At 62.9% G+C, this 13,835-nt stretch carries 13 protein-coding genes; 4 read left to right on the forward strand and 9 right to left on the reverse strand.

Features of this window, described 5'->3' with window-relative positions; translation table 11 throughout:
* The first annotated feature begins 73 nt into the window (after positions 1–73).
* Complete coding sequence (locus tag AC2ETI_RS25005; RefSeq protein ID WP_252858452.1) at positions 74–1,606, forward strand: PucR family transcriptional regulator; 1,533 nt, start codon at positions 74–76, stop codon at positions 1,604–1,606.
* Here AC2ETI_RS25005 and AC2ETI_RS25010 read toward each other — a convergent pair.
* The 3 genes from AC2ETI_RS25010 to AC2ETI_RS25020 form a co-directional block, all read right to left on the reverse strand.
* Positions 1,582–3,018 carry an aldehyde dehydrogenase family protein gene (locus AC2ETI_RS25010; RefSeq protein ID WP_021331714.1) on the reverse strand — a complete coding sequence of 479 codons (1,437 nt, stop codon included), beginning with the start codon at positions 3,016–3,018 and terminating at the stop codon, positions 1,582–1,584. The two genes, AC2ETI_RS25005 and AC2ETI_RS25010, sit on opposite strands and share 25 nt — an antisense overlap.
* Before the next feature lie 17 nt (positions 3,019–3,035).
* Positions 3,036–4,409, reverse strand: coding sequence for a 4-aminobutyrate--2-oxoglutarate transaminase (gabT, locus tag AC2ETI_RS25015; protein WP_019745771.1), 1,374 nt, complete (start codon positions 4,407–4,409; stop codon positions 3,036–3,038).
* 106 nt (positions 4,410–4,515) lie between these two features.
* A complete protein-coding gene (locus tag AC2ETI_RS25020; protein WP_020971130.1) occupies positions 4,516–5,322 on the reverse strand; it encodes an alpha/beta fold hydrolase in 807 nt (268 codons plus the stop codon).
* 75 nt (positions 5,323–5,397) lie between these two features.
* Here AC2ETI_RS25020 and AC2ETI_RS25025 point away from each other — a divergent pair, with 75 nt between their 5' ends.
* A complete protein-coding gene (locus tag AC2ETI_RS25025; RefSeq protein WP_031333849.1) occupies positions 5,398–6,159 on the forward strand; it encodes a DUF2127 domain-containing protein in 762 nt (253 codons plus the stop codon).
* On the opposite strand, the gene AC2ETI_RS25030 is transcribed toward AC2ETI_RS25025, so the two are convergent.
* Positions 6,143–7,282 (reverse strand): cation:proton antiporter, encoded by a 1,140-nt coding sequence (locus AC2ETI_RS25030; RefSeq protein ID WP_483634554.1) that lies wholly within the window; start codon positions 7,280–7,282, stop codon positions 6,143–6,145. The two genes, AC2ETI_RS25025 and AC2ETI_RS25030, sit on opposite strands and share 17 nt — an antisense overlap.
* Positions 7,283–7,289: 7 nt before the next feature.
* A complete protein-coding gene (locus AC2ETI_RS25035; protein WP_483634565.1) occupies positions 7,290–7,697 on the reverse strand; it encodes a hypothetical protein in 408 nt (135 codons plus the stop codon).
* A 251-nt stretch (positions 7,698–7,948) separates the two neighbouring features.
* Between AC2ETI_RS25035 and AC2ETI_RS25040 the strand changes: the two genes are divergently transcribed.
* Positions 7,949–8,395 (forward strand): cupredoxin domain-containing protein, encoded by a 447-nt coding sequence (locus AC2ETI_RS25040; RefSeq protein ID WP_153211430.1) that lies wholly within the window; start codon positions 7,949–7,951, stop codon positions 8,393–8,395.
* Between the two features lie 82 nt (positions 8,396–8,477).
* Positions 8,478–10,268, forward strand: coding sequence for a CocE/NonD family hydrolase (locus AC2ETI_RS25045; RefSeq protein WP_483634555.1), 1,791 nt, complete (start codon positions 8,478–8,480; stop codon positions 10,266–10,268).
* 18 nt (positions 10,269–10,286) lie between these two features.
* Here the strand turns inward: AC2ETI_RS25045 and paaI are convergent, their stop codons facing one another.
* The 4 genes from paaI to AC2ETI_RS25065 all read right to left on the reverse strand — a co-directional run bounded on the left by paaI (position 10,287) and on the right by AC2ETI_RS25065 (position 13,782).
* Entirely contained in the window at positions 10,287–10,655 is a 369-nt protein-coding gene (gene paaI / locus AC2ETI_RS25050) for a hydroxyphenylacetyl-CoA thioesterase PaaI (RefSeq protein ID WP_176450532.1), read from the reverse strand.
* A 66-nt stretch (positions 10,656–10,721) separates the two neighbouring features.
* The gene (locus tag AC2ETI_RS25055) at positions 10,722–11,033 is read right to left on the reverse strand and encodes an EthD family reductase (protein WP_003943191.1); all 312 of its coding nucleotides are present in this window, start codon (positions 11,031–11,033) and stop codon (positions 10,722–10,724) included.
* Positions 11,034–11,039: 6 nt separating this feature from the next.
* The gene (gene paaZ / locus AC2ETI_RS25060) at positions 11,040–13,082 is read right to left on the reverse strand and encodes a phenylacetic acid degradation bifunctional protein PaaZ (RefSeq protein WP_483634556.1); all 2,043 of its coding nucleotides are present in this window, start codon (positions 13,080–13,082) and stop codon (positions 11,040–11,042) included.
* 88 nt (positions 13,083–13,170) lie between these two features.
* Complete coding sequence (locus AC2ETI_RS25065; RefSeq protein WP_019745762.1) at positions 13,171–13,782, reverse strand: TetR/AcrR family transcriptional regulator; 612 nt, start codon at positions 13,780–13,782, stop codon at positions 13,171–13,173.
* Between the last annotated feature and the right edge of the window lie 53 nt (positions 13,783–13,835).

The following is a 13,835-nucleotide window of genomic DNA, read 5'->3' on the forward strand; positions in this document are numbered from 1 at the left end:
TGGACCTGATGTACAAATTGGAACTGAAGACTGTCAGTTCTGTCCACTGCCTTCGGAGGTTCCGGTAATGCCGATGACTGTCCGGCGCTTGGCGGCTACCAACTCTCTCGGTCTCTCGGTTGTTGCAGGTCATGGCCACGTCGATCTGCCGATCAGTTGGGCGCACGCAATCGAGTTGCAGGATCCGAGTCGATGGCTCGCCGGTGGAGAGCTTGTCATGACGACGGGGCTGCACCTTTCGCGATCGGCGACAAAGCAGTACGAGTACGTCGAGCGCATTGCGCGGACCGGCGCCGTGGCACTGGCATTCGACACCGGCACCGTGCACGAGAAGGTGCCGAACGCGATCATCAGGGCCGGCGACGAACTGGGTTTTGCCGTGCTTTCCGTCGCCAAGGAGACGCCGTTCATCGCCATCTCGCGGGCCGTGATCGACGAGCTGACTGCCGACCAGATACGAACGGTGCAGGCGGTGGTCGATGCCCAGGAGAAGTTGGCGCGTGCCCTGCTCGACGGAGTGCCGGCCCTGATCGCTGCACTGGGTCGAGCGGTTCACGCAGCAGTGTGCGTTCTCGATCGGGATGGAGCGGTGCTGGCTCTGACGGAAGGTGCGAGTTCGTCTCTGCCCGAACGCATCAGGGAGCGATCAGGCAAGGAGCGCAGCCGGGTCGTGGTGGACGACGACGGCCATCTGGCCATTCACAAGCTTGCCGTGAGCGGCACGCTGGCGGTGGCGTCCGATGCCGCCTTGGATCAGTCCGAACGACTGCTGGTCGGCCACGCGGTGTCGCTGTTGACCATCGAGCTCGCCAAGCCGTTGCGGGTTGTCGATGCCGAACAACGGCTGAGGTTGGCGGTCGCGACGATGGTGCGCCAGGCTGGTGGCGAAGTAGACGAAAGTCTGTTGCGGTACTTCGGATTCGAATCCGGATCCCCGGTGGTTGCAACTGCCTTGACCGATGTCGGGCCTTTGCTGGCGGCAACCGATATCACTTCAGCGGCCCTCGAAGAAGTGGCGGTGCCGTACCTGTTGGCTCCACTGAATGACGGCACCGGCGTGTGGTTCGTCGTGAAAAGTGAAGTTGCGGAGAAGGTCACGCGCAGTGTGTATGCGAGAGTGCGGGAGAATTCACGCCGGAGTATCAACGGCGGAATCGGTAGCGTCCGGCCGATGAGCGGTGTAGCAGCGAGTCTGCGCGAGGCCGTCTCTGCTGCCAAAGTGGGGCAGGTCGAAGGACACACGCTCGTTCCGTTCTCGGAACTCGGGACTTTCAGTCTCTTGTTGAGTGTGCAGTCGAACGATGTTCTGCAGTCGATCGCGGCCGGCGGCCTCGGTGTGCTGGAAGGCTACGATGCTGAGAACGGTTCCCGTCTGGTGGACTCGATCGAAGCGTTCCTGCACCACAATGGTCAATGGGAGTCCGCTGCAACGCAGTTGGGTGTTCACCGGCACACGCTGCGTAACCGCATGGACAAGGCTGCCGAGTTGATCGGCCGAGATCTCGATTCCGCCCACACTCGGTCCGAGTTGTGGATCGCACTCAAAGCTCGTGAACTACTGCAGGCGGAATCGAATTCAGATCACGCTCGGCCGCCCCTGAGATAGACGGTGGTGGTGTGAGTGAAGAACTCTCGCGCCGCGTCGCCTTGTTCCTTGGGCCCGTATCCACTCTTCTTCGCACCGCCGAAAGGTACGTGAGGATCAGCGCCTGCCGATTCCGAGTTGACGTGCAGGATCCCTACGTCCAGATCATCGATACCGGCAAGTGCGCTGGTCAGATCCTGAGTGAACAACGCTGCGGACAAACCGAATTCGCCTTCGTTCGCCAAGCGGAATGCGTCTGCAGTTGTTGCTGCCCGCTGCACCGCAAGCACCGGGCCGAAAAGTTCCTCGAACCATAGTTCGGTGCTCGCCGACAGTTCCAGCACCGTCGGCCGGACGTAGTGGCCCGATTCAGGCGCTTCGGCGCTGGCCACAACTCTGGCGCCGCCGCCGACGGCTCGATCGATTCCCTCGATGATCGTTTGCTGCGCGTATGCGCTGACCACGGGACCTGTAGTGACGTCGGGATCGAGTGGATCTCCGACTCTCAGTTCTTCGACCTCGACGGTCAGTCTCGCCAAGAATTCCTCGGCGATGGATTCATGGAGCACCAGACGCGAAGTGGCCGTGCATTTCTGGCCGGTTGACCGGAATGCTCCCAACATGACCTGCTCGACTGCAAGCTCGAGATCTGCGTCGGCAAGTACGATGGCTGCGTTCTTTCCACCCATTTCCGCCTGGGCCGGAACTCCGCGCGCTGCAGCAGATCCCGCGATTCTTCGGCCGACGCCGGTGGAACCGGTAAAGGTGACGGCGTCGAGGTCCGGGTGGTCGACCAGCGCTTCACCTGCTGCGCTGTCGGCAAGGATCATGTTCAGGACGCCGTCGGGTAGGCCCGCTTCGGTCAATGCCTGCGCGAGACGGAAGGCCAGAAGGGGCACCGCGGCAGCCGGTTTCCAGACAACAGTGTTTCCGTACACCAAGGCGGGCGCAATCTTCCACGCCGGGATCGCGATCGGGAAGTTGAACGGCGTGACGACGCCTACCACGCCGAGAGGTTTGCGAGTGACAAGAATCTGCTCGCCGCTACGTGGGGAGGAATACACCGTCCCGGACTCGCGGTCTGCGGCGTTGCCGTAGTAACGCAGAATCTGCGCAGCCCGGCGCACTTCTCCGATACCCTCGGCCAGCGTTTTCCCCTCTTCGCGGGTGAGTTCTTCGCCCCAGGCATCGGCGTTGGTTTCGATGATTTCCGCTGCGCGAGTCAGGTATGCGCCGCGTTCGGACATCGGTAGGCGCGCCCAGTCGTTCGCGGCGATGCGGGCGACGCGAACACCGGTCGCCATTTCAGATGCGCCGGCGCGGCCTCCGGTGGCGACAACTTCGTCCGGGCGAGCCGGGTTGGTGTCCGTCAGTGTGCCTTCGCTACCCGTGACCCAAGCTCCGCCGATCAAGCTGTGAACAACGACGCTCATCGGACTGCTGTCGACGCTCATCGGACTGCTGTCACAGCGTCGCGAAGGATGCCCAGTCCTTCGGCCAGCAATTCGTCGGAGATGCTCAGCGGCGGGAGGAATCGAACGACGTTTCCGTAGGTGCCGGCAGCGAGGAGAAGTAGGCCGTGCGCGTGGGCGTAGCTGACGATCTGGGCGACGGCCTCGCGATTGGGAGCCTTGTCTTCGTCGTGGATCAGCTCGATTGCAATCATGGCGCCGCGTCCACGAATGTCGCCGATTATATTTGTGTCCGAAGCGATTTCGGACAGCCCTGTGGTCAGGATTTCGCCGATGTCCTTTGCGCGGTCGAGGAGGCCTTCCACCTCGATCGTCTCGAAAACTGCCAGGGCGGCCTCGCAAGCTACGGGATTGCCGCTGTACGTACCGCCGATACCACCGGGATGCGCGGCGTCCATGACGTCGGCACGGCCGGTCACGGCGGCGAGTGGCATTCCGCCGGCGAGACCTTTTGCAGTTGTGATGATGTCGGGGACGAAGTCCTCACTCTCGCTGGCGAACCAGGCTCCGGTTCGAGCGATACCGGTCTGGACCTCGTCCGCGACGACGAGAATGCCCCGCTCACGGCAGAATTCGGCGATGCGCTTCAGGAATCCCGGAGCGGGAACGATGAAACCTCCCTCACCCTGAATCGGTTCCACGACCACAGCGGCTACCGATTCGGCACCGATCTGAGTGTCGATCGCAAGACGGAATTGGGCGAATGCTTCGTCGGCAGCGTTTTCGGGGCCGCTCGGCCAACGGTAGGGGTAGGCCATCGGAACCCGGTAGACCTCTGGTGCGAACGGGCCGAATGTGGCCTTGTACGGCTGGTTCTTGGCCGTCATCGTCATGGTCATCAACGTGCGACCGTGGAATGCGTGGTCGAAGACGACAACTGCCGGGCGACCGGTGGCGGCACGTGCGTATTTCACGGCGTTCTCGAGCGCCTCGCTGCCGGTGTTGAACAGCGCTGTTCGCTTCTCGTGATCTCCCGGGGTCAGGCGGTTGAGCGCTTCGCAGACCTCGACGTACCCCTCGTAGGGGTTTGCGAGGAAACACGTATGGGTGAACTGACCGAGCTGGCGTGTGGTGCGTTCGACCACGCGCGGCGCACTGTTTCCGACGGTGGTCACGGCGATGCCGCTGCCGAAGTCGATGAACGAGTTGTCGTCGACGTCGACGACAACTCCTCCGCCCGCTGCAGCTACGTAAATGCTGGATCCGCTGGTCAGTCCGGCCGGCAGTGCGGCGCTCCGGCGCTTCGCCAAAGTGCGTGAGTTGGGGCCAGGCACTTCGGTGACGAGGCGTCGTACCTGGGGAAGGGTCGGTCCACCGGTGCACGTTTCCGTGCCGTGCTCGAGAATGGTCATCGCAGTGCCTCCAGTTGTTTTCCGAACTGTAGGACGGCGATTAATAGACCGGACATGGCCGGATTGTCGAGTGGCTTCTATCTCATAGGACGCCGCGTCCAGCTAGTTACTTCGCGAAACTGGCGAGGAACCGCTGCAACAGTGGGTTGTAGATCTCGGGTGCTTCCCAGAACGCTGCATGCCCGACTCCCGGGATCACGTGATACGTGCCCTCCCAGAGATTCGCGAAGGTCAACGACGCGACATACGAAGTGTTCACGAACGGGTCCTCGGCGCCGTCGATCACCGCGAGAGGCACAGACGCCGTTGCAACCAGGGCCTTCTGATCTGATTCGCGGCCCGCGCCGAATGCGTCGAACATGATCTTGCGAGCGCGCCCGTCCGTGCGTATCGCGGCGTCGAGGGCAGACTGCTCGAAGGGAACGGCGGTCATCCGTGCGTAGAGTTCGGCTTCCTGCGCGGTGATGACCTCGGTGCCGCCGATGGACAATCCGTCGCCGGCATTGAATGCGTCGCCGAGCGTCTCGGGATTTGCCGGTGGCGTACCGGTGATGACGATTCCGGTGAGCCCGGGGAATTTCGCGATCAACTCGAGGGCGATGTGTCCGCCGAGCGACCACCCGACGACAACCGCTCGTTCGACGCCGAGTTCGGCCAGAACATCGACGATGGCGTCGGCGTAACCGTTCTGCGTGTACGCGGCTTCGGGTTCGCTCGCGTCCTCGGAGTCGCCGTGGCCGAGCAGGTCCAGAGTGATCATGCGGTAGTCGCCCGCCCAGCCGGCGTCGACCTGATGACGGAAGATGGAGCGGCTGGCCGAGTTTCCGTGGATGAAGACAACCGGGAAACCATCGGTGGCACTGTCGTCGACTGCCATGACGCCATGCCGGGTTTCGATCTTGGTGGTTGTCATCGGAATCCTCATCGTTCGAAGTGCACGGTCAGCGGGTATCCACGCTACCGGGCATATGCGGCATAGAGTTCACCCGTGGACTTCGCATTGCGCTCGTGCAGTTGGCACGGTCACGAGACCTACGCTCCGGACGAACCTGAGCTGCGGGGGCGACTACATGTGGACACTGCGGTGGGCCAGGCATGGCGGTGCCTACGTTGCGGCAACTTCGTCCCGGGAGCGCCGCGAGCGTCCGGGCCGGCGGACGCCGCTCCCGAGGTTCCGCGGGGACGGCTGCTTCGCGACCGGTTGATCATGCGACTTCTTGCCACCGAGAGAATGTTCCGCGCTCTGGGGTTGGTTCTTCTGGCGATCGGGGTGTTCAAACTCAGATCGTCGAAGGGGCGCGTCGAGGACGCCTTCGAGAACGAATTGCCGTTGATCAGACCATTGGCCCGCCAGCTGGGTTGGAACATCGACGATTCCAAACTGGTCCATCACATCGAGCAGGCGTTTTCGTTGTCGGCGACGACGCTCACCTGGATCGCGGTCGGTCTGTTGGTCTACGCCGGCCTGCAAGTGATCGAGGCCGTTGGGCTGTGGATGGTCAAACGCTGGGGCGAGTACTTCGCAGTGGTGGCGACCAGCTTGTTCCTGCCCCTCGAAATCTACGAATTGACCGAGAAGATCACGTGGTTGAGGGCCGGGCTGCTGCTGGTGAACGTCGCCGCCGTCGTGTGGCTGATCTGGAGCAAGCGGCTATTCGGTGTCCGCGGCGGCGGCGCGGCGTATCACGCCGAACATTCGGAGGAGAGCCTGCTGACGGTGGAGCGGGCCGCGGTCAAACAGGCTTCGTGAGACCGGCTTTCGACGCGGCAGCACCAGCCAGTGTTGCTGCCCCGATCGTGATCATGGCGGCGAGGAGGATGGCTGCGGGTTCACCGTCGCCCATCACCCCCAATTGAGTGCCCACCGTCACTGCGGCAACCGGTACTCCCAGTTGTGCGGCGGACAGCACGCCGAGCGGGAGCGGAAGACCGAGGACGCGTATCGCGGCGTGAACCACGAGAGTTGCTCCGCCCAAGACCAATCCGAGCCAGATGGCGGACGGATGGGTGACGAGGTCGCGCAGATTGATCGCCGCTCCCAACCAGACGAAGAAGAGAGGCGCGAAGAAGCCGTCAGTGACCGCGAAGAGTTGCTTGGCGAGGCGGCGGGGTTCACCGATCGCGGCCAGGACCAGTCCGAAGGCGAAGCCCGCGAGCATGATCGACACGTGAGTGCTGGAGGCCAGCGCTGCCAGAGAAAAGAGGATCACCAGATTGATCCGGAGTTCGAGTGCAAACTTTCGTTTCTCCGAGAACTTGTGGAGCCTTCGCCAATGGCCGGACCGGTGGAAGGCTCGCAGTACGAAGAACAAGGCAACCGCACACGCCGCCACCGCCAGTGCGCCCACACCGGCACGAGGGGCATTGTCCGGATCGATCACCAGAGGCAGCGCGACAATGCAGACGGTGTCCGCGATCGCGATCTGGGCAGTCATCTGCAGAACCGAGGTTCCACCGAGCCCCAGCGAATCGACGATGGGGAGAATCAACGCCGCGGACGACGACGCGATCAGGACCGCGTACAGCGCGGCGTGACCGGTGCCGAATGCCGTCGCCGCACCGTAGCCGGCAACCACCGACAGGAGTCCGACGACAACCGAGCGAACGGCACCCTTGCCGATTGCCGCACGAACTGCCGGATCGCGGACCGGGACGTGTGAGCCGGCCACCATCATCGTGAGCGCGAACCCGATATCGGCCAGGAACGTGAAAGTCTGGTCCGAAGAGTCGAGCAGCCCGAAACCGGTGACACCGAAGACGACGCCCGCGGCAAGTTCGCCGACCACCACGGGGACATGCCAACTGACGCGAGCGCCGAGCAGCGGACCGAGGATGCCGGCCAGCGCGACGAGGGCAAGGATGCCGAAGGTCATCGACGACCTACGACGTCACTGTCGAGGGAGCGATCTTTGCAGGGATGCCGGTGTTCTCGTCCACGTGGTAGCTCGCACAGACACGGTGGTAGCCGTCGGCGATCTGCGCCGGCACTCCGGCGCGGAAGTCTCCCTGCACCAGCAGGATCGGAGACAGCGCGATCCCCTTGCGGATCTTCAACAGGTCGGCAGCAACGTGCGGGTTGTCGACCGGGAGCAGGGGTAGCCCGGCGGCCCGCAGGATGTCCTTGGCCTTCTTCGAGACCAGCGTCGCCGTCTTGAGGGCGTACACGAGAGCTTGGACCTGAACCGGTGTCGCGCCTAACTGGAGGTAATCGCGGGCCGCCGGGTAGTCGTGCTCGTCCGGCAGGTCCTTCCAGAGAACGGCAGGAGCCTTCTCGGCTACCTTCGGCACTGCTGTCTTGGGAGCCTTCGGCTGGGCTGGCTTGGGAGCCTTCGGCTGGGCTGCCTTCGGCGCCTTCGGCTGGGCCACCTTCGACGTTTTGCTCTTGGCCATCTGTGCTGTTTCCTTCAGTGTCGGTCCGCGAGTGGAGCTGGTGCAGAAATCGTGCACTATCAGCGCCGCAGGCACCACATCGGAGCTGTTTGGCCCCCTAGGCGGCGGGTAATCAGCAGACTGCGGGGGAACGAGCAGGAGGCGAAGCAATGAAGCGGATTCTCGCAGTGCTCGCAGCGCTGATCCTGGCGGTGTTCGCACTGACCGCGTGCAGTGACAACAACGATTCGTCGGACAACGATTCGGCCGATCACGACGGCATGGCGATGACCAGTATGCCGATGACCAGCATGCCGACCAGTATGTCGATGCCGAGTATGCCTCTGGGTATGTCGACGCCGGGAGCGTCGTCGATGGGAATCGTGATCAGCGGTTTCGGATATTCGACGCCGGAGTCGGTGATGCCCGGACAGGTACTGACCATTCAGAACAACGACACCGTCGAGCACTCGGTCACGTCCGATACCGCAGGGTTGTTCAACGAGGACATCGAAGCGGGTGAGACCGAAACCATCACGGTGCCGAACGAGCCTGGAACGTACACGTTCCACTGCACCTACCACCCGAGTATGCGTGGCACCTTGACGGTCAAGTAGAGGTCGGCCCCGTCCGACGTAGCTTTTGCTCCGGAAACTTCGGCGGCGCGCACCCGATCAGGCTGGTGGAGAACAGATCCGGGTGTACGGTTTTCAGGTGCGCCGGAGAATTGCGATCAGTGTCGTCACGCTCGTGGTTTGTGCCCTCGGCTTTTCGCCGCCGGCGCTCGCGGATTCACCGAACGGCTCGTATTCGTCACAGCTGCTGTACTTCTCGGTCGATGTCGGGCCTGAACTCTCGACGCCGTGCACCGTCGTCGGTGAACTTTTTGTTCCCGACGGCGTCGATGCGGACAACCCAGCGCCCGCGATCCTGACCACCAACGGGTTCGGTGGTTCGTACAAGGACCAGATTCCCGCTCTGCAGAACTTCGCCGAGAACGGGTATGTCGGACTGACGTATTCGGGATTGGGTTTCGGCGGCTCGGGTTGCAAGATCACACTCGATTCTCCCGCGTACGACGGCGTCGCTGCCTCCCAGTTGGTCAGCTTCCTCGGCGGCCAAGAAGAGATTGCCTTCACGGATCAGGCTCTGACGCAGCCCTATCCGGCGCTCACCGCGGTGGTTCAGGACTCCGTCGATCACACCGGTGCACCGTCGACGAACGACCCGCGGGTCGGAATGACGGGTGGCTCCTACGGCGGCGGGATTCAATTCGCCGCCGCGAGTGTCGATCCCCGTATCGACACGATCATCCCCATGATCACCTGGAACGATCTCTCGTATTCTCTGGCGCCCAACAGCACGGGAATCATCTCCGGTGTGTCGACAGCGGAGCCGGGAGCTGCGAAGGTGCTCTTTGCATCGCTGCTCTTCGGCGCGGGCATCGCGAATCCCGGTGTGGACGGCTACATCGCAGATCCCGCACGGCTACCCGGCTGCCCGAACTACGTCCCTTACATGTGCAACGCGATCGCCGAGGCGGTGGTGACCGGCGACATCGGACCGCAGGTAGTGAGTGAGCTCCGAGCGTCGTCGGTCTCGTCGTTCGTCGACCGGATCAACATTCCAGTACTGCTTGCTCAGGGACAACAGGACACCCTGTTCGATCTGAACGAGGCAACCGCGACTTACGACGCGCTGAAGGATCGTGGCGTCGATGCCAAGATGATCTGGCATTCGTGGGGGCACAGCCACTTGGCCGCTGCGCCCGGCGAATTCAGCTTTTCCGCTCCCGACGAAGACGCGCAATACGAAACCGGTCGCTTCATGGACTGGTTCGATCACTACCTCAAGGACGAGAACACGGAGACGGGACCGGAATTCGCGTATTTCCGTAACTGGATCGACTACGAGGGAAACGCGGCGCCGGCATACGCGACGTCCGACACCGTCGATGTCGGGACCGCCCGCGCCTTCCATCTGTCCGCTGACGGGGGACTGCTGCCGGACGGCACGCCGATGATACCTGGTCCGAAGACGATCGTCACGGCACCGGGTGGTCTGCCGACAGGCGTCGAGCCGCTCAATATCAATCCGGCCGGAAACATTCCGAATGCACAGATTCCGGGAACCGAGGCGCTCTGGACCACTGCGCCGATGACCGAGGCGATGGACGTGGTGGGAGCCCCCACTGTGACGCTGCGTGTTGCGGCGCCCGGACAGCCGGTGGTGTTCGCGAAACTCTACGACGTGGCCCCGGACGGAACTTCCTCGCTGATCAACGGACTGATTGCGCCCATACGCATCAGTGATCCGTCCCAACCGGTACCGGTGACGATGCCGGCGATAGTGCATCGATTCGAGCCAGGGCATTCCGTGCGTCTCGCGATCACCGGTGGCGACATCAGTTTCCGTGGGGGACTGCAAGGTATGCCGGTGACGATCTTTGCCGACGGTTCCGGCCCCCTCGAACTTCCCGTCGTGAGCTGAAACACCGTGGGCTGAATTTCAGCGAGAAATGGTTCGACTGTCGCCGCGGAACTCGGCCACGACGGTGTTGCCGTTGCGAACGGTCACGTCGTAGATCCCACTTCGACCGCCTCGTGCCTTCTCGGTGGCGACCGCGGTCAAGGTGTCGCCCAGACGGGTCGGACGTAGAAATCGGATGTCCGCGCGCGCTGCAACGGCTGAATCCTCGTAGCCGTTGCAGGCGAGCGCAAACGCGGTGTCCGCGAGCAGGAAAACATAACCACCGTGTGTGATTCCGTGACCGTTCACCATGGTTTCGCCCACGGTGACGGTCACGGTTGCGCTACCGGGCGCCAGCTCGGAAATCTCGATACCGAGTGCCTGCGACGCCTGGTCCGCGTCGAACATCTCTCTGGCGGTGATGCTTCCTGTGCTCACGAGACAACTCCTGTGGGATCGGAGAATTGCAGGGGTCTAGAGGACCGAGACAACTTCCTGGACGTACATGTCGACTGTGCCGGTGGCAAAGTTTGCGACATCTTTTCCAGCGGCGCCCATCTCCGGGGACTTCAGGCCGCTCTGCATCGTCTCGAGATCGGGAAAAACCAGGTTGGCGACGGCGTAGAAGACTGGATCGGAGCCGTCAAGCGTCGAGCACTTGCTGAACGTGAAGTCCGAGAGTCCTGGCACTGCGCTGGCGAGCGGGACGTGGATCTCGTTGTAGTACTTGTCGAAAGCCTCCGGATCGGTGGGGCGTCCGTAACATACTGCTACTCGATAGGTCATGTGCTTTCAATTCCCTTCGGGGCGAGTCTTGGCTACCAGAGTCAGGACGTCGTATGTCGCGACCGGATCGTTGTCCTGGTTCGTCACCACGGCATCCCAACGAACCTCACCGTAGTCGGCGCTGCTGCGAGGTGTGATGGTCTTGGCTGTGAGGGTGACCGTCAGGCTGTCTTCGGCTTTCACCGGGGTCAGGAACCTGAGGCTGTCCACGCCGAAGTTCGCGAGAACCGGGCCGGGAGCCGGGTCGACGAACAGACCGGCAGCGAGTGAGACAACCAGATAGCCGTGTGCGACGATGCCGCCGAACAGCGGGTTCGCCGCTGCGGCCACCGGATCGGTGTGTGCGTAGAAGGTGTCACCGGTGAACTCTGCAAAATGATCGATGTCTGCGAGTGTGACCTGGCGCGGACCGCCGACAACGGTGTCGCCGATCTTCAACTCGGCGAGACTCTTTCGGAATGGATGTTCGGATCCGGTCGTGCGCGCTGACCCGGTGAACCAGCGCTCGCCGACCGCGGTGAGCACGTCGGGTGTGCCCTGCACGGCCGTCCGCTGCATGTGGTGCAGAACTCCGCGGATGCCACCCAGCTCCTCACCGCCGCCGGCACGGCCCGGACCGCCGTGTACGAGGACTGGAAGGGGAGAGCCGTGGCCGGTGGATTCCTTGGCGTCGTCGCGGTTCAGGACGAGCACTCTGCCGTGAAAAGCTGCGAGGCCCAGCACCAGTCGACGTGCGATGTCGGTGTCGGCAGTGACCACCGAGGCGACGAGGCTTCCCTCGCCACGGGCCGCGAGTTCGATCGCATGATCGATGCCGTCGTATCCGATGACGGTGCTGACGGGTCCGAAGGCCTCCAGTTCGTGTACCTCGTGCGCATTCTCTTCCGCCCGGAGAAGGACAGGGGAAAGGAAGGCCCCTGACTGGCCGTCGGCACCGACCACGTCGACGTTGTCCGGGTCTCCGAATACGATAGTTGCCGACTTCGTCAGACCGCGAATGGATTTCAAGACTTCATCGCGCTGCTCGATGCTGGCGAGCGCACCCATCGTGACACCGTCGGCATCGGGGTGTCCCACGACCACTTTGTTCAGTCGCTCGGATGCGGCATCGACAACGGCGTCGACCAGCGAGACCGGGACCAGGGCGCGCCGGATCGCCGTGCACTTCTGGCCCGCCTTGACTGTCATTTCGGTGACGAGTTGTTTGACGTACAAATTGAATTCGGGCGTTCCTGGTACGGCGTCCTCGCCAAGGATCGACGCGTTGAGTGAATCGGCCTCGGCATTGAAATGGACGCCCTTGCCGACGACGTTCGGGTGAGCACGCAGCGTTGCGGCGGTGTCGGCGGATCCGGTGAATGCCACTGAGTCCTGCCCGCCGAGGTGATCGAGGAGGCCGCGTGCACTACCGGCGAGCAGTTGGACGGAACCCTCCGGGAGCAAGCCTGATTCGATGATGCGCCGGAAGACGAGTTCGGTGAGATATGCCGTGGAACTGGCAGGTTTGACGATGGACGGCACACCCGCGATGAATGCCGGTGCCAGCTTCTCCAGGAACCCCCACACCGGGAAATTGAAGGCGTTGATCTGTACGGCGACGCCGCGGCGTGACGTATAGATGTGTTGCCCGAGGAAAGTTCCGCCCTTGCCCAGAGCTTCGACGTTTCCATCCAGAAAGACTGTGCTGTCGGGCAATTCGCGCCGAGCCTTGCTCGCGTAGCTCAGCAGGGTTCCGAATCCACCGTCGATGTCCACGCCGGAATCTCGCGTCGTCGCGCCGGTGGCAGTGGAGAGTGCGTAGAACTCGGCTTTTCCTGCCATCAACGTGAGGGCGAGAGCCTTGAGCGCGCCGGCACGTTCATGGAAGGTCATCGCAGACAGTGCAGGCCCGCCGACCTCGCGTGCGTACGTAACCATCTCGGCGAGGTCGACGCCGGTTGCGGAGATCCAGGCCACCTCCGATCCGTCCACTGCGCTCGGCAACGGGGTACCTGCGTCCGGTGCGGCGTACCAGCGACCGGCTACATAGCTTTCCAACAGTCTGCTCACGACAACTCCATCTCACCGTACGTTCGGTCGGTAATTACGATCGCCCGGTAACGCCGCGTTGTCAAGGATTCGGCAGAACTGCCTGGAATCAGGCCTTGCGAAGTCCGTCGAAAGTGACGGCGACGACCGCGTCGGCAATGTCGGAGACGGACTCGCCCGCTCGGGGTTTGTACCACTCGATCAGTGAGTTGACGGTGCCGAACATCAGCTTGCTGGCGAGGGCCGGTTCGATGTCCGGGCGCAGGTCTCCCTCCGCTGCGGCGGACGAGACGAGGCCTCCGACGAAGTTGTCGAATTCGCGTCGACGGGCGAGCGCGGCCCGCTCGACCGTCGTGTTGCCGCGGACGCGCAGGAGCAGGGTGACGTACGGAAGCTCTGCGACCAGCACCTCTACGCTGCGCCGGACCAGGTATTCGAGCCGGTCGATGTACGGACCGGTGGTGGCCCCTTCTTCGGTCGTGACCGCAAACAGGGCGTTGAGGGCACGCGAAAGTGCGAGTTCGAGAAGTTCCGACTTGCCGGACACGTGGTGGTAGATCGAGGACTTCGTGATGCCGAGCTTCTTGGCGAGCACCTCCATACTGGCGCCGTCGTAGCCCTTGTCGTTGAACACCTTCACGGCCACGGCCAGGAGCGAATCGAGGTCGTAGCCGGGACGTCCGGGGAGGCCGGTGCGTCGAGTGGGGCGTGCCGTAGTCATGCCCCCATCTTCTCAGTTCGGGCAAAGCTGTGCACCAACCTCGTTTTCACCCT

The sequence above is a fragment of the Rhodococcus sp. MurmanLake-1 genome (assembly GCF_056945715.1).

Coding starts and splice junctions, on each gene's coding strand:
- paaI (WP_176450532.1), bottom strand. CDS start 10,655: ATGTTCGACGCGGACCAGGCGTCGCAGGCACTCGGTATCGAGATTTCC.
- AC2ETI_RS25005 (WP_252858452.1), top strand. CDS start 74: ATGACTGTCCGGCGCTTGGCGGCTACCAACTCTCTCGGTCTCTCGGTT.
- AC2ETI_RS25040 (WP_153211430.1), top strand. CDS start 7,949: ATGAAGCGGATTCTCGCAGTGCTCGCAGCGCTGATCCTGGCGGTGTTC.
- gabT (WP_019745771.1), bottom strand. CDS start 4,409: ATGACCATTCTCGAGCACGGCACGGAAACGTGCACCGGTGGACCGACC.
- AC2ETI_RS25055 (WP_003943191.1), bottom strand. CDS start 11,033: ATGACCTATCGAGTAGCAGTATGTTACGGACGCCCCACCGATCCGGAG.
- AC2ETI_RS25065 (WP_019745762.1), bottom strand. CDS start 13,782: ATGACTACGGCACGCCCCACTCGACGCACCGGCCTCCCCGGACGTCCC.
- AC2ETI_RS25030 (WP_483634554.1), bottom strand. CDS start 7,282: ATGACCTTCGGCATCCTTGCCCTCGTCGCGCTGGCCGGCATCCTCGGT.
- AC2ETI_RS25010 (WP_021331714.1), bottom strand. CDS start 3,018: ATGAGCGTCGTTGTTCACAGCTTGATCGGCGGAGCTTGGGTCACGGGT.
- AC2ETI_RS25020 (WP_020971130.1), bottom strand. CDS start 5,322: ATGACAACCACCAAGATCGAAACCCGGCATGGCGTCATGGCAGTCGAC.